This window comes from Chryseobacterium jejuense, from assembly GCF_900100075.1.
Lineage (GTDB): Bacteria > Bacteroidota > Bacteroidia > Flavobacteriales > Weeksellaceae > Chryseobacterium > Chryseobacterium jejuense.
The window spans coordinates 108,427-132,069 of record NZ_FNEG01000004.1 but is presented as its reverse complement, the minus strand read 5'-3'; the positions used below and the strand labels follow the sequence as shown (position 1 = coordinate 132,069).

Here is a 23,643-nt window from a genome sequence, read left to right as displayed (position 1 = left end):
TTCTTCCTTCCGCGAAGGTGGTGCGACGATTTTGTTAGGTGTGTTTTTAAATTTCCATATCTTTGCCCTTGAAAACTAGTATACTAAATAAAAACTCATTATATGCAACCTAAATTGCCTTTCCATTTTGATATGGAAACTGCAGATCCCGATGATTCTATGACCCTGGCTATTTTGGCAACTCACCCAAAGGTAAACTTGGTAAGTGTTTCCGTGCATCCGGGAGGAACAGACCAAGTTGGTTTTGTACGCCATATTTTACGAATTCTTGACAGGGAAGATGTCCGCATTGGAGCCGGAACTCCCAAATCATCTGCCAGCCGCGTTTCTGTGTTTCACAAGGAATGGGTTGGGAATTTTGAACATTCAGAAGCCGATGATACTGCCGCAAACATTATGGCAGAAACGCTTCTTCAATTTCCCGACTGTACTTTGTTAACTGGAGCTGCCCTTACGAATCCATACGCTTTATTTGAAACCGGGATTTTCTTTGACCGTTGGTTTTGTCAGGGAGGTTTTGCAGGAGATAATATCGTCCCAAAAGAATATCGATTGGAAAAATTTGACGGAAAACGTACTTGTGCAACCTTTAACCTGAACGGGAACCCGCTTGCCGCCGAAGCCCTCTTTTCGATCCCGATGAGTGAGAGACGTATGATTAGTAAAAATGTATGCCATGGTGCCATCTTTACCAAAGCGGATGCCGAACTGCTTATTCCGTTTCGCAGCCACAACAAAGGTCTTGATCTGTTTCTGGATGCCATAGAACTCAAAGAAAAAGCGCTTCACGATACTGTGGCAGCTTTATTGGCAATTGATCCTTCGAAAGCACTTTGGGAAGATGTAATTCCGTATAGAAAACGTGGCGAATGGGGATGTGTTGAAGCAAAAGATTATCCAGAACAGCAGTCCTCATTCATAACGACTTACATTCCAGATCTAACGGATCTTTGGATGGTCATTAAGCCTTAAACTAATTTATTATTATTCAACCAAAATATTTTTTATTTGATTTATCTTCACATGATGAATGCTATAAACATGAAACATGATATTTCTTATCATCTCAAAGAAAACCGATTTATACTTTATCTAGATATCACCAACCATAGCGGTGAAGAACGGAAATTTTATTTCTCTAATGAGACGGGCAGATTGGCCAGGAACGGGATAAGACTTTTTGATGCAAAGGATGCAGAAATAGAAATCTACGAGAGAGCTTTTATGTCGCCTGCATATAATGCTGAGCCGGTTTCTGAAAATAGACTGCCTCCCAATGAAACACAGCGGTTTGAGTTTCCGGCTAAGGTTTTTGAAGAAGATGGTGAGCAGATATTATCCTTCAAAGGAATTTCATTCAGGATTCCCAGAAACGAAAAATTTTATATCACCTTTGAATTTTCGAGGATACTATCTAATAAGTTGGAAGTAGTGGTTTGAGCTGGATGAATCACATTGAACATAAAGTTGAAGCAATTAATGAAATGTAATCAAATGAATAAAGAAATCCATGAACTGCTCTATCACTATAACGAAGATGGGGAGGAAGGTTACGATTTGAACGAAGTACAGCTCCTTGAAAAAATAGATATTGACAGGGTTGAAGGATTGAAATTGCTGCTTCATAATAACGATCAATATATTGCTTATCAGGCCATGCTTATTTTACTTGCATGGGGAATACCGGAGGGATTTGAATTCCTCAATCGGTTTATGAGCGAAAAATGGGCTGAAAAAGAAGAATTTGAACCTCATAGGCTTCATGGTGAAGATAATGTGTATGATATCATTACCAATGCATTGTATATTTCGACTTTTAATGGGAAAGATGGGCAGGAATTATATCCTTATATCAAACAGTTTTTGAACCTATACGGAGACTGGTTTTTTGAATCTCATTTAAAGCATTTTTTATTGAAGAAAGACTGTTGTCCACTTTTAAAAGAAATGGAAGAAGGAATGCAAAATGCTTTGGGAAATAAAAGATACTATCAGGCCAGCCAATTATTTCCGGTGTTGGTTCATTATGACAAAAATAAATTCAATGAATATAGACAGGTTTTTACTCTTTCAATAAACCAGGATAACAGGATTGAATACAATGTGGAAGAAGCAGAAAAAATAGAGCAGAAGAATTAAAAGTCATAAATAATAAACAGCCTGTAAAATATACTAGAAAATGAATGAAAAAAAGTTACTGGAAAAAAAAGAATGGGAATGTTATATTTTTGAAAGTAATGGCCATATTGAGTTGTCCATCCCAACTGCTAAACCAACCCCTGGATTTGATATTGTTTATATATTGAACGAAACCGAGAAAGAAAAATACCTACAAATAGGCATAAAAGCCCTTGAAGATAGAATAGCAGATATGAAGATGAACTTTTCAAATTATGAAATGAATTCCTGGAGGTAGTTGTTCCGTATTGAAGAGAAATTTTATTATTAAAGAATACAAATATTCCCAATACTACTGTACGTTGTCAAATACAACTATAAGTAGTGTAATTATAACTAAGAGTATCTATAATCCTGATAGATATGGATAAGCCAGAAGCTATCTTTGTCCTGTCAAAAAGACTAAAAATACAAGAATATGGATATAAAGAAACTAGGCGATAAAATCGTTCAGGCACGAAAAGAAAACAGAATGTCCCAGGCGCAGCTTGCGCAACTTTTGTTTATCAGTCCGCAGGCAGTTGGAAAATGGGAGCGTGGAGAATCAGTACCTGATTTTATTACCATTAACCGTCTCTCTGAAATTTTTAATTTAGACCTTAACTATTTTTCAGAGAATGCACCCGCTCAAAAAGAAGAGTTGGCTATTAAAAATAGTGCTAATAATGTTGACCAAACTGAGCAAAAAAATAATGCAGAGGTTGAGTCTTCACATTCTGTAAGTGAACCATTACTCACTAATTTTAGCGGTGGAGCTTTCGTAGGGACAGATTTTGCTGGAGTAAACGCTCCGGAGAGAAAATTTTGGGGAAGTGATCTGAAGGGAGCAGATTTTTCCGAAGCAGATTTAGCAGGCAGTTCTTTTAAAAACAGTGATGTGAGTAATGGTAATTTTGAAGGTGCAGATCTTACAGATTGTGTGCTGTCTAATAATAACCTCTCTGGAGCAAACTTTAACAAAGCTGTTTTGCATCGAACAGAGTTTTCCTCATCTGATCTTACTCATGCAAGATTTACCGATATCAACTTAATGGATGTAAAGATGGTGGGCGGTGATCTGAGAAAAACAATTTTTGAAAACTGTGAATTTGACGGGGTAGATTTTAGTTCTTCAGACATGAGCGGGCTGTGTCTTGATGGGCAGCTTTTCATTAATGTAAAATTCGATAATGCCTGTTTAAAAGGAGTTTCTTTTAAGGGATCTGCATTGAAAAATGTTTCTTTCCGATCAACATTTGCCCTTACCAACAGATATTATAAAACCCTTAAAAGTATTGATTTTGAAGGAGCAATGATGGATAAATTAACCTATGCAGCCCTCAAAGGAGCAGGGGTAGATTTACCGAATGTAACAAAAGTATAGCCCCTTAATCATTAGAAATAAAGAGTAACCAAAAAATAAAATAGTATGTCATTTCAAACCTACATTAAAAACATTGAAGAAAAAACCGGAAAGTCCCGCTCTGATTTTGAAAGTTTAGCCGCCAACAAAGGATTTACCGAAGAAGGAAAACTTAAAAAAGGAGTAAAAGCAACAGAAATAATCAATTGGCTAAAAGAAGATTTTGAATTAGGACATGGGCATGCTACTGCTATGTATGCCTATATTAACGGAAAGCGTGAATAAAAATAAACTTTTATACCTTTACAATAATAGGCACCTGTTTTCCTAAATAAGTGCCTATTGTAGTTGATGAACCTGAAAGGATTATTTTCAGATCACTTTTTTATTAGATAAAGCTGTTCTGCCCAATCAAAATAATATTATTCTATCCAAAGATTTCCTGTAGAATAGGTTCTGGCTTTCCCTGCCACAATCACTCTTTCATTTTTGTTTTCACAATAAAGCTGGCCGCCTCTTTCTGATAGCTGGCGGGCAAAAAGTGTATCTTTTCCAAGCCGTGCTGACCAGAACGGAATAAGGGAACAGTGTGCAGAGCCGGTTACAGGATCTTCAAGAATTGAAGCCTGTGGTGTGAAATACCTCGACACAAAATCACTGTCACTACCTGCGGAAGTCACTACAACACCTCCCGGATCCAGATTGATAAGGTCTAAAATAGATTTTTCAACTTTAATATTTTTGATATCCTCTTCAGACTCATATACCAGAACGTAGTCTCTTGATTTGAAGACTTCTTTAGGCTGTATATTCAAGGACTTGGCAATAGTATCAGGAAGAACGGATGCTTCAGGCATTCTTGATGGGAAATCCATATAATAAAATCCGTCTTTTACATCTACTGTTAATTCACCGCTTTTGGTTTCAAAAACAATTCTGCTGTTCGGATAATTTAGGATGGTCGCTAAGCAATGAGCGGTAGCAAGGGTAGCATGTCCGCATAAATCCATCTCTATTTCAGGAGTAAACCATCTCAGATGAATGGTATTGCCATTATCAATAAAGAACGCTGTTTCTGCCACAGCATTTTCACAGGCTATTTTTAAAAGGGTTTCATCGGGTAACCAATTTTTCAAGGGAACAACACAGGCAGGATTTCCATGGAAAATCTCTTCCGTAAACGCATCTATCTGATATAATTCTAACTTCATAATTGAGAAATTTTAGGTTTGTATTAAAGATAATTTATTTTTCGGTTAGCTTCCGGGTTTATGATTGTTTTTGCTTTTTAAAGGCTGAAAACCCCTCTGAAGATTCACTTTTTTCTTTTGTTTTTGAAGAGAATAGAGGATGTTGGTTCAATACTTTTATGGTGGGTGATTCAAAATTCCAGCCCATATTTTTCTCAAGAAAATAAAAAGCAGCTCCATCACGAGTTGTAATTTCAACAAAATAAGCCGGAAGTTTGTTCAAAGCATGTCTTACGGGCATAAAGGCAACTTCTTCTATTTGTTCGGCAGGATAAGGCTTTTCGTTAATGATAAGGCCATCATTGGTTAGAAAAACATTGGCAAGAGGAAGGTTTTTTCTCAGCATGCGATAGTCTGATGAACATACAAACACCAGAAATAAAAAGCATAGAACAGCCATAACAGCCATATAAGCAGTATCTTTTTCTTCAGTGAAAAAATAAAGTGATATTGAAACTATTTGAACAAAAATAACAATGAATCCATACCTGAAAAAGAAGAATTCGAAATAACTGGGATTTAATTTTTTCATGAATAATAGTGTTGGATTTCTACTGCTATGATATTGACTGAGCAGAAAATATATTCCATACTATAAAAATACAAATTTTAGAGGAATTTTTAATCTGAGATTTCTCAGTAGTTATACCGCTTAAAATCTTGTTAAACTATTTGAAAATAAACATAGGAGCTGGAAGAGTAATGTTTTGAAGCTTATGAAAATGTAACTGTTGTATTTTCAGTGTTGAAATAGGTTTCGTGCTGGGTTGTGAGTAGTGGTATGGCTAAAAGTAACTTCCAGCCTTCAGCCTCCAGTATCCTTCTTCAACCCTTCTTTTTCTGCTATTGATTATATAAATATCTCTTTTTTTATCTCAGACATGTCGAAAATAAGGACTAATTTTAATCAAGTATTTTAAATACAGAATTGCTGCTATTTCAAATAACTCATTTATTAGCAGTACTCGATATCAATTGACATTCATAAAAAACATTTTGAAAATGATTACATACAATTTTGGTATAGTTGGTTTAGGCGTTATGGGCCGGAATTTATTGCTTAACATGGCTGATAACGGATATGCGGTTGCTGGTTTAGATTTAGATCAGGAAAAAGCAGATTCATTACAGGCAGAAGCTCAAGAAGGCCATCATATTTATGCCACTGTTCAGCCGGAAGCCTTTGTGAAATCCCTTGAACAACCAAGAGCTATTATGCTATTAGTTCCAGCCGGAGCTCCTGTAGATGGAGCAATACAAACTTTGCTTCCGTTTTTGGATCAGGGCGATATCATTATAGATGGCGGAAACACTTATTTTACAGATACAGACAGAAGATATAAAGAACTTTCTTCAAAAGGGATTCATTTTTTCGGGATGGGAATATCAGGTGGAGAGAGTGGGGCAAGAAGAGGTCCAAGCATGATGCCTGGAGGTGATAAAATAGCGTATGAACGTTTGCGCCCAATTTTCGAAGCTATTGCGGCTAAGGTAGATGGTGAACCTTGTGTAGAGTTTTTAGGGAACGGATCTGCCGGAAACTATGTGAAAATGGTGCATAATGGTATAGAATATGGAATTATGCAACTTATTGCAGAGACCTACGATATCATGAAGAATGTTTACCATTTGGATCATGAAACAATACAACAATCCTTTGAACAATGGAATAAAGAAGAATTAAATTCTTATCTCATCGAAATCACTGCTGATATTCTAAAGCAAAAAGAAGGGGACAGGTATTTGGTAGATCTGATTTCAGACTGGGCTAAATCCAAGGGAACAGGAAAATGGACCTCTCAAAATGCAATGGATCTGCAGGTTCCGATACCGGTAATTGATGCAGCGGTAAATATGAGAGATATGTCCAAATACAAACCGGAAAGAATTCAGGCTTCAAAGCTGCTGACCTGGAATAATGATAAGGAAATCAAGAATGTTAGTTTAGATCAGCTGAAAAAAGGGCTTTATTTTGCCATTATAACCACCTATGCGCAAGGGCTTGCTCAGCTTAAAATAGCTTCTGATGCCTATGGTTATGATCTGCATCTGGAAACAGTGTGTAAAATCTGGCGAGGAGGCTGTATTATCAGAGCTACTCTGTTGGAGGATTTTAGAAAAGCATTTGCTGCACAATCAGATTTACCAAATGTGTTGCTTGATAAACAGATTGCTACTCAGTTAATTACAGCACAAAGCAGTATTCGTTCTGTTCTGAATGAAGCCATTCAAAATGGAACTCCGGTTTCCGCCTGGATGAATGCATTATCTTATTTTGATGCGTACCGTTCTGAAAATCTACCCACTAATCTTATTCAGGCCCAGCGTGATTTCTTCGGTGCACACACTTATGAAAGAATCGATAAAGAAGGCGTTTTCCATACCCGTTGGGAATCATAAAAAATAAATCAAATGAAAAATAATGATAAAAAGCCAACCTCTATCGTCGTTTTTGGAGGAACAGGGGATCTGGCAAAAAGAAAATTATTTCCTGCATTTTTCAATCTGTTTCTGGAAGGCTGGATGCCGGACGACTTTGAGCTTCTTTCCCTGGGAAGAACTGAGCATACCCAGGAAGAATTCAGAGCCTATATCTTAGAAAATATCAAAGCTTTTTCGAGGATCAAAAACTTCTCTGAAGACAAATGGAATGCATTCAAAGAAAAAATCAAATTCATAAGGTTTGATATTACACAGGAAGAATCTTTTATTCAATTGAAAAATCAACTCGATTATATTGATACCAATTTAGGAAGCAGAGCTAATCGTCTTTTTTACTTATCGGTAGCCCCTAGTTTTATTGAAAAGGTATCGAATAGTCTTAAGAAAAATGGCTTGGCTGAAAATGTGGATCAGGACCGGATGATTATTGAGAAACCTTTTGGGTACGACAAAGAATCGGCAGTGGCTTTGAATACTATGTTGGCACAAACCTTCAAAGAAGAACAGATTTACAGGATAGACCATTATTTGGGAAAAGAAAACGTACAGAATATCCTGGCTTTCCGATTTGGGAACACTATTTTTGAGCCCCTGTGGAATAATAAATATATTGATTCAGTACAGATTACTGTTGCAGAAACAGTAGGCGTTGAAGACAGGGGAGGTTATTATGACGGTTCAGGAGCTTTGCGGGATATGATCCAGAACCATTTAATGCAGATTCTTTGTATGGTAGCCATGGAAGCCCCTACAGAATTTGAATCTACAGAGATCAGAAACCGAAAAGTAGATGTACTGAAAAGTGTAAGAAGAATTAATCCGGAAGATATCAATCACTATACAGTCAGAGCACAATACACTCAGGGAGAAGTTGAAGGACAACATAAACGGGGATATCTGCAGGAACCTGGAGTTAATCCAAATTCAAACACGGAAACGTATGTTGCCATGAAGTTTTATGTTGATAATGAGCGATGGAATGGCGTTCCGTTTTATATGCGTACTGGTAAATCGATGTCAGAAAAAGCATCTTCTGTAATTATCAGTTTTAAAGAAGCTCCTTGTACCACCTTTAAGAGTACAGTAAATACATTGAAGCCCAATAAATTAACGATTGATATTCAACCTGAAATGGATATTAAATTATCCTTTATGACCAAAAAACCGGGTCTTGAGATGCAATTAAAACCAGCTGAAATGGTATTCGATTATTTTGAATGCTCACCCGATACACCGGAAGCTTACGAGACGTTATTATTGGACGCGCTGGATGGAGATTCCACGCTCTTTATGCGTTCTGATCAGGTAGAGGAGGCCTGGGATGTTATCAGCAATATCCAGACGGCCTGGGAAAAAGGAAACGTTTCAAAAATGTATACTTATCCTGCCGGAAGTTCAGGACCGGAAGCTGCCGATGAATTGCTAAAGAGACAAGGCCATTATTGGTTTACTAATTCCCAAGAAACATTGAAAAGTGAAGAAAATGCTTAATATATTATCATCAACAGAAGAAATTTTTAAAGAAGCAGCAAAACTATTTGTAACCGCTGCAAATGAAGCAATAGATCAGAAAGGATCTTTTACAGTGGCCTTAACAGGAGGTTCTTCACCGGAAGGGCTGTATAGGCTGTTATCAGAAGATCAATATAAAAACCAGATTGACTGGAGCAAAGTTCTTGTTTTTTGGGGTGACGAAAGATGGGTTCCCCTGGATAATGAACTGAGTAATGCTAAAATGTCACAGGAAACTCTTCTAAAAAATGTACCTGTTCTGCCATCTCATGTTTTTCCAATGTTCAAGGAAGGGGTAGACCCGGAGTATTTTGCCTCAGCATACAGTACACTTTTAAAAGAAAAACTGGGCGATGATGGAGTAATGGATCTCATCCTTCTGGGAATGGGAGGTGATGGCCATACTGCTTCTCTTTTTCCGGGAACTGCTGTTCTGGATGAGAAAGAAAAGTGGGTTGCTGCTTATTATCTGGATGCTCAGCAAATGTACAGGGTTACCCTTACGGCTCCTTTTTTAAATAAAGCCAGGAAGATCATTGTTCTTACTTTTGGTGATGCGAAAGCTGAAGCTTTGAAGGAAGTTCTGAAAGGAGCGTATAATCCTTCATTATATCCTTCACAATTATTAGCGCCTACCCAAGGTGAACTTTTATTTTTGGTTGATGAAAAAGCCGCTAAATATTTGAATGGAGCTATTTAATCTTCAAAACTAGCAGAGAATATATTTACGCTGAGTTTGAGATAAGGAAATCAGGAGTAAAGGCTGGAAGCTGGAAGAGGCAGGTTGGAAGTTACTTCCGGTTTTAAATCAGGAATTCTTATCCCGAACTGAGGTTAATTATATACCATCTAAAAAGAAATATCGCAAAAATCTGAAAGGGCATAATTGCCCTTTCAGATTTTTATTTTAAATAAAGTGACCTTATAACAGTCTACTCTAGACTTGATGACAAATTTCCTTAAAAATAACCAACTGGGATTATTATAAAGATTTAGTATTTAGTGCTGTATCTGCAATTTTTGTAAGGAGCTTATCGTATTTTTTTTCCTCGTTGAGGGTTGCCAGAAGGTTTTTGAGGGAAACATTCTCTTTCAGAACTTTTGCGTAGGCAGCAAGCGTTCCATAGGCAGCAATTTTATAGTGTGCGGCCTTTTGTGAAGCTGCTATGACTCCTGTATCTCTTACAGCTCCTGCCTGGGTTTCTTTCATGATGTTTTTTCCTTCATCCAGAAGACCTTGCATGGCATCGCATTTTTTAGCTTGTGCTCTTTTCTTCAGGGATTTAAAGCATTCTTCAAGTCTTTTTACATGAATTTCTGTTTCTCTGAGATGATTTTCAATAGCCAGTTTAAGCTTTTTGTCGGTTACATTCTTATGCATTTTAGGCAATGCTCTTACCCATGCTTTTTCTACCCAGTATATGTCTTTCAGTCCATCTTCAAACAGGTCTTTCAGTCCTTTGGCAGTATTTTTCTTTGCTGTCTTTTTTGCCGGAACCGACTTAGCAGGTGCTCTTTTTGCTGTTGTTTTCTTTGTTACATTTTTTGTTGCCATAATACTTATATTTAGTGTGATTGCTTTACCAGCTACAATTCATAGACCATTCAATAAACTAATTATTTTGCCGGTCATCCCTTCTTAATTCTCTTTCCACTTCATCAATCTCTGTTAAAGGAAGAAGAAAGGTGTTTTCAATATAGCTGCGGATGTTTTCATCCGTTTTATTATTTATTTTTCTGATAAAAAGCTGATTGGTGGATTTCAGAGACTCTATATAATTCAGTGTATCCTGCTTATTCTGAAAAATTGTTTTTTCGAATATGGCTCTTTTATCATCATTCACAATAATGTCATTAAATGCTGTATTCATAAGAACAGTCTGGAAAAATGATTCGGCAGGTAAAAAAGTATGGAGGTAGTAATCTTCAAAATCCATTACCTTTTTATTGCTTGTTAAGAAAGTACAGGTTTCTCTTGTGAACATAAACCATTTTCCTCCAATATAGGGTATTACGCCTTTCATAAATTCTCTTTTATAAATGAATGAGGAGATGATATAGGCTAATTCAGTGAAATGATTTTGTATTCTTTTCAGGGTGTCTGGTCTGTAAAATTTCTGGTCGTAATAGAACAGATAATTCCGGCCGTTATTCACCGTAAGGAAGTTACGTATGATGGGCTGGGATTTCAGGGGGTAATCTTCACCACTCAGATTGATGAAATAATCCCATTCCCGACTTGCATTTAAAAGGAATTCCATTGCATTAAGCTCTGCCTGGATCATACTGAAGCCTCCTGAAACAATATTCAAACTATCTAAAATAAAAACATTGGGAAATTGTGCTATGTAGAGCTGTATCTCTTCTGTGAAGGCTGGTTGAGCCTTTCTGTCAATATGTATAAGGTAGAACTGATCTTTTGTATAAATTTTCTGAAACATTGCCTTGAATACATGAGGTTTATGATGTATCATTATAAAATAGGCAATTTTTACATGCGGTATTGAGGATGATTCTAGAGGTTGAGTCTGAGTCTTGGGTATGGGAAAAGCAGTTTGCATTTGGGAAAGCTTAAAATTATCCGCATCCGCAAACAATTCGATTAACGTGCGGAAGTTATAAATAATTTTTTGATAATCAACTAATTAAATGTAGTTTTCTTTGTTTATTTTATCGTAGGTTTGCAGAACATTAATAAAACAGGTCACTGCCTTTGCTATTCTGTAATAGTTTAAAATCACAATTTTCTTTTCCAGTTTTGCTTTTTCAGCTACCATTTATAATCTTGATTTCATGAATGAAAAGTCGAAGGTTATAAAAGTCCTACTATCAATAGGAGCGCTATGTTATTGCTGATCATAAACAATATGGTATTGTTACTGATAAAGCAAGCAAAATGATAAACCGGAAAAGTACTCTTTATTTGTTTATCCTTATACCAATTCAAATTCTGATAAACAGATTTGCTTACCAATTACCGGAAGACCGGAATTTATAATGAGCTTTAAAAACTTAAACTTAATCAATCCCATTGTTCGTGCTGTAACGGAAGCTGGATATTCCAGACCTACTGAAATACAGAGTACTGCAATTCCACATATTCTGGCAGGAAGGGATATCATAGCATGTGCACAAACCGGAACCGGGAAAACTGCAGCATTTGCTATGCCTATACTACAGTTACTGAAAAGACATAACCCTGAACATCAAGGAATACGAACCCTAATTCTCACTCCAACCCGGGAATTGGCAATACAAATAGAAGAAAATTTTAGCATTTACAGCAAATATCTGCCCTTATCTCAACTTTCTGTTTTTGGAGGAGTTTCAATAGGCGGCCAGCTTGCTGCCCTGAGAAAAAGAGTAGATATTCTTGTAGCAACTCCCGGAAGATTACTGGACCTGGTGAATCAAAGACATATTGATCTTTCTAAGCTTGAAATATTGGTTTTGGATGAAGCAGACAGAATGCTTGATATGGGATTTGTAAATGATGTAAAAAAGGTTTTACAATTACTTCCACGCAAAAGACAAACATTGTTTTTTTCTGCAACCATGCCAGTGAGCATAAAGAAATTTGCAGAAACAATTCTGAATAATCCTGTAGAAGTTACGGTAACCCCTGTATCTTCAACAGCACAAACCGTAAAACAATCTGTATATTTCGTAGAGAAAAAAGATAAAACAGATCTGTTGATTGATATTCTGCAAGAAAAAAGTACTGTTAGATCATTAGTTTTCACCCGTACTAAACATGTCGCGAATAAACTCGTTCAGCAGTTAGAGGATGTGGGGATTTTTGCAGCAGCTATTCATGGAAATAAATCACAGGCGGCAAGACAAAATGCGCTTGAGGATTTTAAAAGCAGCAGAATTAATGTATTGGTGGCTACAGACATTGCTGCGAGAGGCATTGATATAGATGACCTTCCAAATGTAGTTAACTACGAACTTCCAAATGTCCCGGAAACCTATGTTCACCGAATTGGAAGAACAGGAAGAGCAGGAGCAGAAGGTACCGCCATTTCATTTTGCGATGCAGATGAGCGTGTAGATCTTAAGAACATTCAAAAGCTGATCGGATTTACAGTCCCGGTCAGATCATTTTATAAATAAAGTCTGTAGCGTTTACAGAACATAATATTCAATTTTTAATAATAATTACAATGCAACAAGGCACCGTAAAATTTTTCAATGAAGCAAAAGGCTTCGGATTTATTACTCCAGCAGATGGAAGTAAGGATATATTTGTACATTCTTCAGGGTTAAGCGTAAGTTCAATTCGTGAAAATGATAAAGTCGTTTTTGATGTACAAAAAAGTGACAAGGGTTTAAATGCTGTTAACGTAAAGTTGGCATAATTTAAACTTGATTGTAGATATTTCAAAAGAAAATTTTTTGCAATTCCAGTTTCATCATTTTATATTTTTTTACAAATTCAGAATCCATACGTATTCGTTTGGATATATTATTTGAACGGACATTACTATAAATACATTACTTTTTATTTCCATAATGTTCATTGGCCTCTTACTTTTGGTAAGAGGTTTTTAAAAATGTTGGAAATAAGAAATCTGAAGTATTCGGAAATAAGATAATTAAACACCAGCATATACGTTTATAAACAAGAAGAACACCATATGATTATTATCAACAATTTTATTGAATATAAAGCTCTTGAAGGCAAGGTGATTGGGGTTTCTGACTGGCATACAATAGATCAGGCTCAGATTAATAGGTTTGCAGAAGCAACCTTAGATCATCAGTGGATTCATACCGATAAAGAAAAAGCAGAAAAGGAAGGTCCTTTTAAATCCACTATAGCCCATGGTTATTTAACATTATCACTAATTCCTTATCTCTGGAAACAAATTGCAGAGGTGAGAAATGTGAAAATGGAAATCAATTACGGGATTGAGAATCTTAAATTCGGACAGGCAGTTCCTGTAGATAGTGAGGTGAGACTACAAGCTGCCATAAAATCTGTGATAGATCTAAGAGGAACGGTAAAAGTAGTGGTAGAAGCGAAACTTCTGATAAAAGACTATGCTAAACCGGCTTATGTAGGAGATGTTATTTTTCTTTATCATTTCATATAGAATCATAATGATCTAAGCTTATCACAAAATAATGTTCAATTGTTTTTTGTGCTTCTCTGCACATTAATAAAAGGTCATTCCTGGATGTGTTCTCGAAATTAAAGTCATCGTGGGCTTTCACAATATATTCAGTTACAATTTCAATATTCATTACATCGAGTTCTTTTACATCGGTTTTCAGCCTATGTTCTTCTTTAAAAAAAGGAATTTTATGGAAAATAGTATCGTTAAACCGAAAAAGATGTATTGTTTTCACTGCAAAAATATTTAATAAGATGAAAATTTAGTTTGAGGTTTATTTTGGAAGCTTATCTTTCATTTTCCTGCTGATCCATCTTTTAGACAAGGTACGTTTTGATGGCAATGGGTATATACCGCCTGAAAGGATATATAATAAGCTGTTCCAAAAGTTATTTTTTCTATAGAATTCATGACTGTAGTTGGTTAATACTTTTAAGTACTCATGTTCATATTCCTTTGCTTCCTGTAATGTGTAATTTTTCGGAATATCTTTAATAATATCCATAGTGGTTTGGTTAAAGATTTTAGGTGAGTGTTTTTCTATAAAGTCCAATTCAAGCCTGCACATGCCGATAAGCGGGATGAGTAAAGAAAAAATTTCATCATAAAAATTGCAAATAGTTACTTTCCATGATAATCTTTCTTCTTTTGGTAAAACCTGAGTGGCCAGTTGGATGAGTTTTTTATGGCTCACTTCCAGCTCATCCATATAGATTTTGTTTTGCTGCCAGAATATAGATGCATTGATTGTATTTTTTTTAATAATATTCTCCAGTATATATTCAAACTGCATTCTAATATATTTTATGTTCTCGCTTAGATCTTCTAAAACAGACTGCCACAGATTATGCTGGCTTAAGCTGCAGTATGTACTGAATACCAATCTTGATCTGTTAATAAGCTGCTGCAATTCTTTTAACATTCTAAGAATTTCCGTTGCATCCCTTTCCAGGGTGATATTGGTATTTCTAATATAGAATAAAGCAACAAACTGTGAGTAATAGGCTCTTCTTGAAATATTTTTTTTATTTCTGAGTCCCAATTTGCTCTTTGGATGCTTAGTTAGCTTTTTCATCAGAGTTTTATTGTAAATTATTTTTCTTGATAGTCCCCTTTTCAAAGGACTTTTGTTGTATAATAAGGGAAATAAGATATTGTCTTAAATCTTTGATCGTGATATTTTTCTCTTTTGCAGAAAAAAATAGTGGAGTTTCATCTAAAAGTTCATACAGTTCAGGAAATTCTTTTTGAATTTCAACCGTTTTTTTAAATATCTTTTTGGTTAAAATTGATATGGTATCTACATTATTCATAGCCACTTTTTATTATCGTTACTATCATTTTAAAGCGTTTGTTTCCTTTTATAGAATGAGATTTATGGGCGGGAATGATAATGCATTCACCTTCTTCCATAAAATAAGAAGCTCCGTCTATCATAATTTCTGCTTTACCTTCAATGATCTGTGCAACAGCATCAAAAGGAGAGATTTTTTCGGGTAGCCCTTCTTTGTCATCAAACGATAAAGCACTGATAGTGCCGGTTAGTTTTTCCAGTATCGTCTTGCTGACAACAGAATTCGGAATGTATTCTACAATCTGGCTGGTAATATATACTTTTGATTTCTCAAGTTCTTTATGATTCATCACAGCTTTTTAAGTATAAAAGACTAGACAGGTATTGTAAATAAAAGGGACAGAACTGTCTAATATCCTATCCCTTTTTCCAGTTAAAACTTTTGATGAATATGGCTTTATCATAGGCTTTAACTGTCCTTGAAAACAATTTATGAAAGATTAATTTCTTTAATAATATTGAGAACCTCTTCACGGTTTTTTCTTAATCTGTTTCCGATTCTTTCAAGCATTTCCTTTTCTTTACCTTCTTCGAACTTCAGATCATAATCCGTTAATGTTGAGAATTTTTCTTTCAGTTGTTTAGACTGTTCATTCCAATCTCCGGGAATGTTGAACGATTTATCGCCTTTATTGTGGTTTGTGTCCATAAGGTGGATTTTAGTGTAACACCATTGCTACAGTACAAAGTTGGACGTTTAATACTCTATTGCATTACAGATAGTTTCTTTTATGTTGCAGATATCACACTTTTACAAAATATCAGCTTGTTTTGAGCATTTGAAATACGGTTGTTCAGTTTGATGAGTCTGATGAAGTGATGGAAGTTATTGAGTCTTAGGAAAAGATTACAAACTTAAAATGCTGCTATATAACTCCAAATAAGTGATTGATTATTCGTATCTTGCTGAATAACGACATTGAACTGGTGATCCGGACTTTCAGTTCCTACATATTCTCTTGTTTTCATTATTTAATATTTCCGGTATATTATTATTTCTAATCTGCTTCAAATCATTAATAAGACTGTTTTGAAAAAGAAAATATAAAACTCTTGATTTCCTCCAAAGGACAGTTCAATTGTAAATTATTAATGTTTTTATGAATATAAAAAAATATTTATGGATGTGGACGGTTTTGGTTCCTATCCTGGCGTGGCTCTCTTATGTTGGAAATTCTGTTTTTTCTTCAGGGTATTACTCTGTGATTCTTACTTTATTTTTGATAGGAAGTGTTTTGGCTGCAGTGTATCATTCCGAAGTCATTGCCCATCGTTTGGGGGAGCCATTCGGAACTTTACTTCTGGCATTTGCTATTACGGTTATAGAAGTAGGACTTATTATTTCCATTATGATGGGAGCGAAAGGCTTAGAAACCATTACCCTTGCCAGAGATACAGTCTTTGCAGCCGTGATGATAATCCTTACCGGAATCATTGGCAGCTGTATTGTAATAGGCTCTTTAAGATATAGAGAACAAAGCTTTACACTACAAGGGGTAAGTACCGCACTGATTACGCTTACCTCAGTTATTATTTTTGTGCTTATTCTGCCCAATTATACGGTAAGTCATCTCGGAGGTGAATATACGTCCTTCCAATTGCTTTTTATTGCCTTGATTTCTTTAGGGCTTTATCTCGGCTTTACCATGATCCAAACGTTTAGACACAGGAGTTTTTTCATTTCTCCACAAAACAAACTATCTAAAAATCAGCCTGTACAAAATAGTCATGATATGATTTCCCGAAAACAATTGTATATCAGTTGTATATTATTAATCTTGTCCCTGGGAATAGTCGTTTTACTGGCAAAACTTCTTTCAAAGGATGTTGAACATATCGTTGTTTCGGTTGGTGCTCCAAGGTCACTTGTAGGGATCATTATTGCTGGTATTGTTCTCCTTCCGGAAGGGCTAGCTGCATTCAGAGCTGCAAAAAGTGATGAAATTCAAACCTCATTAAATCTGGCTTTTGGTTCTGCTTTAGCAAGTATCGGACTCAGTATTCCAGCGATTGCCATTATATCTGTAATAACCGGTATAAGAATGTCATTAGGGATAGATATCAAATCAACAATACTTTTAGGACTATCACTTTTTATTATTACCGTCTCACTGGCAACAGGCAGAACCAATATCATGCAGGGAATTGTACTGATCGCTATTTTTTTAATTTACCTTTTTATTACGGTAGTTCCATAAGCTGTTTTGTATTAGATAGGTATAAAAATGTAGGTAATCAAGGGTTGTTATTTTGGAAAACAGAGTCTTGCCATGAGATAGCTTACTGTGGATTCCGCACCCTGATTGAGATTAACATTTTTCTCTTCAAGACCATCATAACATCCACCTGTTGCAGGGTTATAAATAATCTGATGTAAATGATTTTTTCCTAAAAACCAACTAAAAGCATTCCTCATCATCTGCAAATATTTTTCATCCTTAAAAACCTTGTAGAATGTAGATAAGGCCAGTATGGTGTAAGCAACGTCAATAGGCTGTTCGCCACCAATTGATTCAGGATTTTTAACCGTTTCTTTGTGCAGCCATCCTTTATTGGATATTACTTTGATACCCCCTTTAATAAATATTTTAGAAAGCAGAAATTTGAATGATTCATTGGCAACCTGCTTATACATTTCGTCTTGGGTCGTAATCCATGCACATAATAAAGCTTCAGGGAGTACGCTGTTTCCATAGGTAAGATAGCTTTCAAACCAATGCCAGTCTCTATGTTTTTCATGCTGATACATTTTAACCAGTCGATTGGCCAGTTTTTTCAATAGTGGAATATTGTTTTCAGCGTTTTGATAATGCAATCCCTTTATAATAAAAGCCATGGCACGGGTAGAGTGTATTTTATCAATAGACGGAAGACTTTTTTCAATAATTGATTCCGCTTCATCAGAAAACGGTTGCGGTAAAATTGCTTTTATAGAAAGAAGATAGCCCAATGCCCAGATAGCCCTTCCATTAGAATCTTCCAGATTGGTCTCATAATTCTGCTGTGCAAATTCCTTGTCTTGATTGATATAATTAAGGAAACTTCCATCCGGCTGTTGGCAAAAATTAATAAGCTTCAGATAAGTTGAGATTAAATCAAGGTCAGATTCATCTTTGCTCAGTTCATAATGTCTGCAGGCTACAATCATAGCGCGGGCATTATCGTCCAAAGTATACCCGGAATTGATATCAGGTTTGTTGATTTTAGAAAACTGGATCATCCCAAAATCTGTTGTCATATTTTTGAGATGGCTGAGATTAATGTTGGGGAATGTATAATGTAATGTCATTTTATCTTTGCTGTATTGTTGAAATAATAAGGCATGTGAAATAGAAGAATTCTCCCAGGCTGTGGGAGCCATTTTTTCCAAACTATTTGATCGTAATTTTTCCTGTGCGGTTTCATTTTTAAGTAATGTATTCACGGCAGCAGCAAGCTGTTTTGGAGCTTCAAAGTCAATAATAATTCCCAGATCTTCATTTAATATTTCCAGAGCATGGGGAATAGGAGTGGAAACAATAGGGCAGCCACAACTGATGGCATAGGAAAAGGTTCCGCTCACTGCTTGGTTTCTGTCTTTTGAAGTGAAAAGATAGATATTGGTAAGCTGAAGATAATCCAACAACTCATCCAAAGGCAGATACTGGTTGATAAAATAAGTATGTTTTTCCAGATGGAGTCTCTTAACAGTATCCTGCAAAAAATCACGATACCTCTCACCTTCATATTTAATGACGCCGGGATGCGTTTTTCCAATAATTAGAAACATTGCATCTGGATTTTGGGAAACAATTTCAGGCAGAGCTTCTAAGGTGGTTTCAATATTTTTCCCCGAGCCCAGTAAACCAAATGTTGAAAGAACTTTTTTATCCTTAAATCCGTATTTCGCTTTCAGTGAAATTTTATCGATAAATGGCAGTAAATGAGTGCCGTGGGGGATCACTTTAATTTTTTCTAATGGAATATCATAATCATGGGAAAGCATATCCGCAGAAATACTGGTCATCACAATAATAGATTGTACGAAACTGCTGATTTCTTTTACCTTTTCTTTTAATTCCCAATCCGGTTTCGGCAGAACGGTGTGAAAAGTGATGATGATATCTTTCTCTACATTTTGAAGAAAAAGCAATAATCCGTTTTTAGCTTCAGTGAAAAATCCAAATTCATGCTGGAGCATAACCAATTGAATATTGTCATTTTTGTTGATTTTATCAGCAAGCTCCAAATAAGAAATAGCATCGGATGTATTGAGTCGGTATTGAGGGTTTTCTTCATATCGATAGCTTTCATCTCCAGTTTCCATTGGGCAGATGGTGATGGTAAATGATTCTTTGAACTTTAGCTGAAGAGATTTTATCAAATCCTGACAATACGTTGCAATACCGCACACCTTAGGAGGAAAAGTACTTATAAAGATAATTTCAGGTTTATAATTAATTGTGCTTTTTTTATGTTGGACAGATTGTCTTTTTGTCTTTTCCTCCACGTCTGGGTTTATATTTTTATTCATGTTGATATCTGTTTTAAAGTCTGACATTCTGTATAGAATAATCAATTATGATGTGTACTGGAGTAATTCCTGGAGTAATTCCTGGATACTTAAAGAAGCAACAGCTATTCTTTTGTCTGCAGCGCCGTAGTAAATATGGAGTGTATCTCCTTCTACGATGGCTCCGGTAGGGAAGCAGACATTGTTCACTTCTCCCTTCAGTTCCCATTCTTCTTCGGGCTTGAAAAGAGGATAAGGAAGCCTTGAAATTTCTTTTTCAGGATGATCAATATCCAGTAAAGCAGCACATGCGCTGTAAACATATCCTTCAATGGTATCATGTACGCCATGATAGATCAAAAGCCATCCATGTTCGGTTTCTATAGGGGGACATCCGCCGCCAATATAGCTTACTTCATGCTCATACTGGGGAGATAATACAATATGTTCTTTAAAGTGAAGGAAATAATCTTTCCAGAAATCAGGATTCAGATCTTCAATACTTTCTATCCCTACAATCTGGATATCGGGTCTTATTCGATGAAGAAAATAAAGCTTACCGTTAATTCTTCTTGGGAAAAATATCACATTTTTATCCCATAGGAAGACATCTTTATTCTTGTTGTGAGTAGGCGGGAGTTTGTTGAAGCGTCTGTACTTTTCTCCTATTTCACCTTGAGATTCTGATAAAAATCTAAACTTGTTGTATGGAATTTTGGGAACAATAATCCCCAGCTTTTGCCATGATATAAGATCTTCAGATACGGCAAGAGTTCCCAATGCATTAATCCCGTCATAACTCGTATAAGTAAGGTAAAATAAATGATCGATTTTTACAATTCTAGGATCTTCAACACCATGTTTTTCGTATTCAAACTCGGGGATGATAACCGGATTGCTCAACCGGGTTTCTATAGTTTTATAATCTGAGAGTATACAGTATCCGATACTGGAGAAATTATTCTTGGCAAGAGCCCTGTACAATAAATGTATTTTTCCGTTATCCTTAATAACTGCGGGGTTTAAAACACCTTCACTCTCAAAGTCTAATGTCGTTTTTCTGAGTATAATTCCGTCTTTTTTCAGAGATACCATTTAGTTGCTGGTATTTTGGGCTTCGTTTTCCCTGTCTCTTCGTTTATTCATTTTGTCTTCCCGTTTCTCTTTTGCTGATTTTGCGGGTGGAGTTTTATCTGATTTCTTTTTTCCGTCTTTTTCTTTTGACATGATGAAATATTTTTTTGTTAACTGTAAATTTCAATCATTAAAAAAGGAAAGCTTTGCAATTGTCTTTCAATTTGTTGCATAAATCATAGATATTTCAGATTTAATAGACTAACTTTGGGTAAATAACTGTTAATGAAATAATTGGCAGGTATAAACAGTAAGGGAGATGAAGTTGTACATAAAATATATGGTAAGTTTGCGCTGCAAAATGGTTGTCCATCAGGAACTGGAAAGGTTGGGCATTAAAAATGCTATTGTAGATTTGGGAACTGTAGAATTGTTGGATGATATCAGCGTAGAACTAAGACAAATTCTGAAAGAAAATTTACTTAAAACAGGGCTTGAAGTATTAGATGATAAAAAAAGCATCCTGATAGAAAAAATAAAAAATGTAGTCATAGAAATGATTCATTATTCAGATGAACTCCCAAAAGAAAATTTCTCAGATTATGTAAGTGAAAAATTAGGATATGATTATACTTATCTGGCCAATACCTTTTCTGAAGTGAAAGGAATGACACTCCAGCATTTTATCATTATAAATAAAGTAGAAAAGGTAAAAGAATTACTGTTATATGATGAACTCAATCTTACAGAAATCTCTTATAAACTCAATTACAGCAGTGTAGCCCATCTTTCTAACCAATTTAAAAAGATCACCGGGCTTTCTCCTTCATTTTACAAACAGTTGAAACAAAAACGTCTTGGAAATCTGGAAGACTTATAAATGTGTGATATATGTAAGATTATTCCGGATATATATAGCTTAAGTATATACTGAAACGGCCATCTTTGTAGTATAATAATCAGGAATTTACCCAATCCATAAAGTTTATATCACCATAAATAGTGCAATTTTTAGACTGGAAAATAGAGTGAGCAGTTGAAAGTATGCATCATACAAAATGCTGTTCTCCGGTATTTGAAAACATCGTAGTAGTAAAAAAAGACTGGAAAAAGCCAATATACACCATGATAAAATTAATAAGCTGAAGGATTCTCAACTTTGATAATGAGCATATTAAAATCCCAATAAAATAGTAGATCTGTTTTCAGAAGGTTTTAATTAATTAAGGATAGGAACCTATGGTTTCTGTCCTTTTTATCCATGTTGATGTGATGATATATAATGAATTTCATCAACTGTGCCCACAAAAAAGAGTCTGTCTGAATATAAATGGGTAAGCAATTTTTTCACCTACAAAACAGACTGTTTTTACTATTAATTCAACACCGAAAGTCATGAAAAAAATACATCTTTTTCAGTTTAAGAATTCCATTTCCAGGAAGCTTCCTTTTTTTAAGGAAGAATGTAGATTAGATAATTTAAATGATTTAATGACTTATGATCTGATGAACACAGAAAAAGTGACTGAATTCATTATCGAAGTTCATGATGATTTTATTTTTGAAGATATGACCAGAGAAGAGCTTTTGTCCATGTGCAGAGATGCCAAGGAAATGATTGAGCATTATTTTGTAACAACCATGAATGATTATGACGTTATCTGAACATTGATTTCGGCAGCGTAAAAAGTTTTTTAAATAAACATTAAATAATAGGTATCATGAAATTTCAGCAAAGTTTACTTGATTATATCAGTAATTCACTCATTACAATGAATGAAACGGTTTCTATAGCAGAAAGTGTAACCTCGGGATTAATACAGTTGGCCTTTTCCCAGATGCCTAATGCAAAACTGTTTTACAAAGGAGGGATCACAACGTTTACAATACCTGAAAAAGTTAATTTTTTAGATATCAATAGAATTGAAGCTCAGGAAAATGGTTTTGAAACCCAAAAAATGGCAGATACAATGGCTGTAAAGGTCGCCGAATCATTTGGAACAGATTGGGGAATTGCTTCTACGGGATATGCGGCATCTGTAAGAAATTCAGGATTTAAAGTGTATTCATTCTGCTCATTCAGTTATAAGGGAGAGATCGTGCTTTCCAAGCGCATAGAACTTCATGATAAGACTCAGGCATTAGATGCACAGTTATATTATACCGAATTTATTTTAGGGTGTTATAAAAGTGCGCTTAATCAAATATTGATTTAAGACATGCCACTATCCATACCCTGCAAAAATAGGTCTTACAATGTAGCGGGTATATTTGATTATATCATTACCTTTATCAAATCAGAGATCAGATATAGTTGACGGGAAAGATTATATGATGATAAAGCTTATTTTTCAGAAAACTATAATTTAACAAACCATGAACCTATTTCAACACCACAATTTCCCAAATGTAAAGGGCAGGAGAGTATCCTTAAGACAAATTCTGGATACAGATCTGGATGATCTTGTAGAGATTTCATTTTATGATGCTGTTCAGGCGAAAACCGTTCAGCAGGCAGCTGAAATGCAGGCAAAAATCAATCAGGATTATAGGGATGGAAATTCTATTCATTGGGGAATTGTAGATAATGCAACCCATAACATTGTTGGAACTTGTGGCTATTACCGTGGGTTGGATAAAGGAGAAGGCGAATTAGGCTGTGTTTTATTATCAAAATATTATGGACAGGGATATATGACAGAGGGAATGTTACTGGCCATTGATTTTGGAGTAAATCAAATGAAATTAGAGCGAATCTGGGCTGCAACAAGTCAACAAAACGGAGCTGCCGTTAAACTTCTCGAACGGCTTAATTTTGTAAAAGTGAAAGAGACGGATGATGACGAAATTGAATATGAACTAAGGTGATTTTATTCTAA

General features: G+C 35.5%; 29 protein-coding genes. 17 read left to right on the top strand and 12 right to left on the bottom strand.

Annotated elements, in window-relative coordinates; all coding sequences use genetic code 11:
* Positions 1-102 precede the first annotated feature (102 nt).
* The 6 genes from BLS98_RS13040 to BLS98_RS13015 all read left to right on the top strand — a co-directional run bounded on the left by BLS98_RS13040 (position 103) and on the right by BLS98_RS13015 (position 3,805).
* Complete coding sequence (locus tag BLS98_RS13040; RefSeq protein WP_089736948.1) at positions 103-972, top strand: nucleoside hydrolase; 870 nt, start codon at positions 103-105, stop codon at positions 970-972.
* Between the two features lie 69 nt (positions 973-1,041).
* Positions 1,042-1,440, top strand: coding sequence for a hypothetical protein (locus BLS98_RS13035; RefSeq protein ID WP_139166112.1), 399 nt, complete (start codon positions 1,042-1,044; stop codon positions 1,438-1,440).
* Positions 1,441-1,494: 54 nt separating this feature from the next.
* Positions 1,495-2,139 carry a hypothetical protein gene (locus tag BLS98_RS13030; protein ID WP_111994762.1) on the top strand — a complete coding sequence of 215 codons (645 nt, stop codon included), beginning with the start codon at positions 1,495-1,497 and terminating at the stop codon, positions 2,137-2,139.
* Between the two features lie 40 nt (positions 2,140-2,179).
* A complete protein-coding gene (locus BLS98_RS13025; RefSeq protein WP_089736945.1) occupies positions 2,180-2,416 on the top strand; it encodes a hypothetical protein in 237 nt (78 codons plus the stop codon).
* Positions 2,417-2,596: 180 nt separating this feature from the next.
* Positions 2,597-3,541, top strand: a complete 945-nt coding sequence (locus tag BLS98_RS13020) for a pentapeptide repeat-containing protein (RefSeq protein WP_089736944.1) — start codon at positions 2,597-2,599, stop codon at positions 3,539-3,541.
* Positions 3,542-3,586: 45 nt separating this feature from the next.
* The gene (locus tag BLS98_RS13015) at positions 3,587-3,805 is read left to right on the top strand and encodes a DUF4287 domain-containing protein (RefSeq protein WP_089736943.1); all 219 of its coding nucleotides are present in this window, start codon (positions 3,587-3,589) and stop codon (positions 3,803-3,805) included.
* A gap of 137 nt (positions 3,806-3,942) precedes the next feature.
* Here the strand turns inward: BLS98_RS13015 and BLS98_RS13010 are convergent, their stop codons facing one another.
* A complete protein-coding gene (locus tag BLS98_RS13010; protein WP_089736942.1) occupies positions 3,943-4,731 on the bottom strand; it encodes a PhzF family phenazine biosynthesis protein in 789 nt (262 codons plus the stop codon).
* Between the two features lie 58 nt (positions 4,732-4,789).
* The gene (locus BLS98_RS13005) at positions 4,790-5,302 is read right to left on the bottom strand and encodes a hypothetical protein (protein WP_089736941.1); all 513 of its coding nucleotides are present in this window, start codon (positions 5,300-5,302) and stop codon (positions 4,790-4,792) included.
* Between the two features lie 470 nt (positions 5,303-5,772).
* Here BLS98_RS13005 and gndA point away from each other — a divergent pair, with 470 nt between their 5' ends.
* Genes gndA through pgl form a run of 3 tightly spaced genes read left to right on the top strand, consistent with a single transcriptional unit; the run spans position 5,773 to position 9,424 of the window.
* Positions 5,773-7,170: an NADP-dependent phosphogluconate dehydrogenase gene (gene gndA / locus BLS98_RS13000; RefSeq protein WP_089736940.1), complete on the top strand. Its 1,398-nt coding sequence runs from the start codon at positions 5,773-5,775 to the stop codon at positions 7,168-7,170.
* A gap of 12 nt (positions 7,171-7,182) precedes the next feature.
* Entirely contained in the window at positions 7,183-8,703 is a 1,521-nt protein-coding gene (zwf, locus tag BLS98_RS12995) for a glucose-6-phosphate dehydrogenase (RefSeq protein WP_089736939.1), read from the top strand.
* A complete protein-coding gene (pgl, locus tag BLS98_RS12990; protein WP_089736938.1) occupies positions 8,696-9,424 on the top strand; it encodes a 6-phosphogluconolactonase in 729 nt (242 codons plus the stop codon). Before zwf ends, pgl begins: the two co-directional genes overlap by 8 nt.
* 282 nt (positions 9,425-9,706) lie before the next feature.
* Here the strand turns inward: pgl and BLS98_RS12985 are convergent, their stop codons facing one another.
* Entirely contained in the window at positions 9,707-10,279 is a 573-nt protein-coding gene (locus BLS98_RS12985; protein WP_089736937.1) for a YciE/YciF ferroxidase family protein, read from the bottom strand.
* 58 nt (positions 10,280-10,337) lie between these two features.
* A complete protein-coding gene (locus tag BLS98_RS12980) occupies positions 10,338-11,285 on the bottom strand; it encodes a beta-1,6-N-acetylglucosaminyltransferase (protein ID WP_089737331.1) in 948 nt (315 codons plus the stop codon).
* A 436-nt stretch (positions 11,286-11,721) separates the two neighbouring features.
* Between BLS98_RS12980 and BLS98_RS12975 the strand changes: the two genes are divergently transcribed.
* From BLS98_RS12975 to BLS98_RS12965, 3 genes are all read left to right on the top strand, one after another.
* Complete coding sequence (locus BLS98_RS12975; RefSeq protein WP_089736936.1) at positions 11,722-12,840, top strand: DEAD/DEAH box helicase; 1,119 nt, start codon at positions 11,722-11,724, stop codon at positions 12,838-12,840.
* A 50-nt stretch (positions 12,841-12,890) separates the two neighbouring features.
* The gene (locus tag BLS98_RS12970; RefSeq protein WP_076549558.1) at positions 12,891-13,085 is read left to right on the top strand and encodes a cold-shock protein; all 195 of its coding nucleotides are present in this window, start codon (positions 12,891-12,893) and stop codon (positions 13,083-13,085) included.
* Positions 13,086-13,364: 279 nt separating this feature from the next.
* Positions 13,365-13,823 carry a MaoC family dehydratase gene (locus BLS98_RS12965; RefSeq protein ID WP_089736935.1) on the top strand — a complete coding sequence of 153 codons (459 nt, stop codon included), beginning with the start codon at positions 13,365-13,367 and terminating at the stop codon, positions 13,821-13,823.
* Here BLS98_RS12965 and BLS98_RS12960 read toward each other — a convergent pair.
* The 5 genes from BLS98_RS12960 to BLS98_RS12940 all read right to left on the bottom strand — a co-directional run bounded on the left by BLS98_RS12960 (position 13,816) and on the right by BLS98_RS12940 (position 15,847).
* Positions 13,816-14,079, bottom strand: coding sequence for a heme oxygenase (locus BLS98_RS12960; RefSeq protein ID WP_089736934.1), 264 nt, complete (start codon positions 14,077-14,079; stop codon positions 13,816-13,818). The two genes, BLS98_RS12965 and BLS98_RS12960, sit on opposite strands and share 8 nt — an antisense overlap.
* 39 nt (positions 14,080-14,118) lie before the next feature.
* Positions 14,119-14,919, bottom strand: a complete 801-nt coding sequence (locus tag BLS98_RS12955) for a hypothetical protein (protein ID WP_089736933.1) — start codon at positions 14,917-14,919, stop codon at positions 14,119-14,121.
* Between the two features lie 7 nt (positions 14,920-14,926).
* Positions 14,927-15,157: a hypothetical protein gene (locus tag BLS98_RS12950; protein WP_089736932.1), complete on the bottom strand. Its 231-nt coding sequence runs from the start codon at positions 15,155-15,157 to the stop codon at positions 14,927-14,929.
* On the bottom strand, positions 15,150-15,488 hold the full coding sequence (locus BLS98_RS12945) for a cupin domain-containing protein (protein WP_089736931.1): 339 nt from the start codon (positions 15,486-15,488) through the stop codon (positions 15,150-15,152). The genes BLS98_RS12950 and BLS98_RS12945 overlap by 8 nt, the downstream gene beginning before the upstream one ends.
* Positions 15,489-15,628: 140 nt before the next feature.
* Entirely contained in the window at positions 15,629-15,847 is a 219-nt protein-coding gene (locus tag BLS98_RS12940) for a hypothetical protein (RefSeq protein ID WP_089736930.1), read from the bottom strand.
* Between the two features lie 451 nt (positions 15,848-16,298).
* On the opposite strand from BLS98_RS12940, the gene BLS98_RS12935 reads away from it, so the two are divergent.
* Positions 16,299-17,396, top strand: a complete 1,098-nt coding sequence (locus BLS98_RS12935; protein WP_089736929.1) for a calcium:cation antiporter — start codon at positions 16,299-16,301, stop codon at positions 17,394-17,396.
* A gap of 47 nt (positions 17,397-17,443) precedes the next feature.
* On the opposite strand, the gene BLS98_RS12930 is transcribed toward BLS98_RS12935, so the two are convergent.
* From BLS98_RS12930 to BLS98_RS23665, 3 genes are read right to left on the bottom strand one after another with little or no spacing between them, the layout of a single operon-like run.
* Positions 17,444-19,711: a glycosyltransferase gene (locus BLS98_RS12930; RefSeq protein ID WP_228425214.1), complete on the bottom strand. Its 2,268-nt coding sequence runs from the start codon at positions 19,709-19,711 to the stop codon at positions 17,444-17,446.
* A 45-nt stretch (positions 19,712-19,756) separates the two neighbouring features.
* On the bottom strand, positions 19,757-20,785 hold the full coding sequence (locus tag BLS98_RS12925) for a glycoside hydrolase family 130 protein (RefSeq protein ID WP_089736927.1): 1,029 nt from the start codon (positions 20,783-20,785) through the stop codon (positions 19,757-19,759).
* Positions 20,786-20,917: a hypothetical protein gene (locus tag BLS98_RS23665; protein WP_260543939.1), complete on the bottom strand. Its 132-nt coding sequence runs from the start codon at positions 20,915-20,917 to the stop codon at positions 20,786-20,788. It lies immediately after the preceding gene.
* 166 nt (positions 20,918-21,083) lie between these two features.
* Here BLS98_RS23665 and BLS98_RS12920 point away from each other — a divergent pair, with 166 nt between their 5' ends.
* The 4 genes from BLS98_RS12920 (at position 21,084) to BLS98_RS12905 (ending at position 23,632) form a co-directional block, all read left to right on the top strand.
* Positions 21,084-21,644, top strand: a complete 561-nt coding sequence (locus BLS98_RS12920; RefSeq protein WP_228425212.1) for a helix-turn-helix domain-containing protein — start codon at positions 21,084-21,086, stop codon at positions 21,642-21,644.
* Between the two features lie 515 nt (positions 21,645-22,159).
* The gene (locus tag BLS98_RS12915; protein WP_089736926.1) at positions 22,160-22,429 is read left to right on the top strand and encodes a heme oxygenase; all 270 of its coding nucleotides are present in this window, start codon (positions 22,160-22,162) and stop codon (positions 22,427-22,429) included.
* A 56-nt stretch (positions 22,430-22,485) separates the two neighbouring features.
* A complete protein-coding gene (locus tag BLS98_RS12910) occupies positions 22,486-22,980 on the top strand; it encodes a CinA family protein (protein WP_089736925.1) in 495 nt (164 codons plus the stop codon).
* 160 nt (positions 22,981-23,140) lie between these two features.
* Positions 23,141-23,632 carry a GNAT family N-acetyltransferase gene (locus tag BLS98_RS12905; RefSeq protein ID WP_089736924.1) on the top strand — a complete coding sequence of 164 codons (492 nt, stop codon included), beginning with the start codon at positions 23,141-23,143 and terminating at the stop codon, positions 23,630-23,632.
* Positions 23,633-23,643 lie beyond the last annotated feature (11 nt).

Coding starts and splice junctions, on each gene's coding strand:
- BLS98_RS13040 (WP_089736948.1), top strand. CDS start 103: ATGCAACCTAAATTGCCTTTCCATTTTGATATGGAAACTGCAGATCCC.
- BLS98_RS13035 (WP_139166112.1), top strand. CDS start 1,042: ATGAAACATGATATTTCTTATCATCTCAAAGAAAACCGATTTATACTT.
- BLS98_RS13030 (WP_111994762.1), top strand. CDS start 1,495: ATGAATAAAGAAATCCATGAACTGCTCTATCACTATAACGAAGATGGG.
- BLS98_RS13025 (WP_089736945.1), top strand. CDS start 2,180: ATGAATGAAAAAAAGTTACTGGAAAAAAAAGAATGGGAATGTTATATT.
- BLS98_RS13020 (WP_089736944.1), top strand. CDS start 2,597: ATGGATATAAAGAAACTAGGCGATAAAATCGTTCAGGCACGAAAAGAA.
- BLS98_RS13015 (WP_089736943.1), top strand. CDS start 3,587: ATGTCATTTCAAACCTACATTAAAAACATTGAAGAAAAAACCGGAAAG.
- BLS98_RS13010 (WP_089736942.1), bottom strand. CDS start 4,731: ATGAAGTTAGAATTATATCAGATAGATGCGTTTACGGAAGAGATTTTC.
- BLS98_RS13005 (WP_089736941.1), bottom strand. CDS start 5,302: ATGAAAAAATTAAATCCCAGTTATTTCGAATTCTTCTTTTTCAGGTAT.
- gndA (WP_089736940.1), top strand. CDS start 5,773: ATGATTACATACAATTTTGGTATAGTTGGTTTAGGCGTTATGGGCCGG.
- zwf (WP_089736939.1), top strand. CDS start 7,183: ATGAAAAATAATGATAAAAAGCCAACCTCTATCGTCGTTTTTGGAGGA.
- pgl (WP_089736938.1), top strand. CDS start 8,696: ATGCTTAATATATTATCATCAACAGAAGAAATTTTTAAAGAAGCAGCA.
- BLS98_RS12985 (WP_089736937.1), bottom strand. CDS start 10,279: ATGGCAACAAAAAATGTAACAAAGAAAACAACAGCAAAAAGAGCACCT.
- BLS98_RS12980 (WP_089737331.1), bottom strand. CDS start 11,285: ATGCAAACTGCTTTTCCCATACCCAAGACTCAGACTCAACCTCTAGAA.
- BLS98_RS12975 (WP_089736936.1), top strand. CDS start 11,722: ATGAGCTTTAAAAACTTAAACTTAATCAATCCCATTGTTCGTGCTGTA.
- BLS98_RS12970 (WP_076549558.1), top strand. CDS start 12,891: ATGCAACAAGGCACCGTAAAATTTTTCAATGAAGCAAAAGGCTTCGGA.
- BLS98_RS12965 (WP_089736935.1), top strand. CDS start 13,365: ATGATTATTATCAACAATTTTATTGAATATAAAGCTCTTGAAGGCAAG.
- BLS98_RS12955 (WP_089736933.1), bottom strand. CDS start 14,919: ATGAAAAAGCTAACTAAGCATCCAAAGAGCAAATTGGGACTCAGAAAT.
- BLS98_RS12950 (WP_089736932.1), bottom strand. CDS start 15,157: ATGAATAATGTAGATACCATATCAATTTTAACCAAAAAGATATTTAAA.
- BLS98_RS12945 (WP_089736931.1), bottom strand. CDS start 15,488: ATGAATCATAAAGAACTTGAGAAATCAAAAGTATATATTACCAGCCAG.
- BLS98_RS12940 (WP_089736930.1), bottom strand. CDS start 15,847: ATGGACACAAACCACAATAAAGGCGATAAATCGTTCAACATTCCCGGA.
- BLS98_RS12935 (WP_089736929.1), top strand. CDS start 16,299: ATGAATATAAAAAAATATTTATGGATGTGGACGGTTTTGGTTCCTATC.
- BLS98_RS12930 (WP_228425214.1), bottom strand. CDS start 19,711: ATGAATAAAAATATAAACCCAGACGTGGAGGAAAAGACAAAAAGACAA.
- BLS98_RS12925 (WP_089736927.1), bottom strand. CDS start 20,785: ATGGTATCTCTGAAAAAAGACGGAATTATACTCAGAAAAACGACATTA.
- BLS98_RS23665 (WP_260543939.1), bottom strand. CDS start 20,917: ATGTCAAAAGAAAAAGACGGAAAAAAGAAATCAGATAAAACTCCACCC.
- BLS98_RS12920 (WP_228425212.1), top strand. CDS start 21,084: ATGAAGTTGTACATAAAATATATGGTAAGTTTGCGCTGCAAAATGGTT.
- BLS98_RS12915 (WP_089736926.1), top strand. CDS start 22,160: ATGAAAAAAATACATCTTTTTCAGTTTAAGAATTCCATTTCCAGGAAG.
- BLS98_RS12910 (WP_089736925.1), top strand. CDS start 22,486: ATGAAATTTCAGCAAAGTTTACTTGATTATATCAGTAATTCACTCATT.
- BLS98_RS12905 (WP_089736924.1), top strand. CDS start 23,141: ATGAACCTATTTCAACACCACAATTTCCCAAATGTAAAGGGCAGGAGA.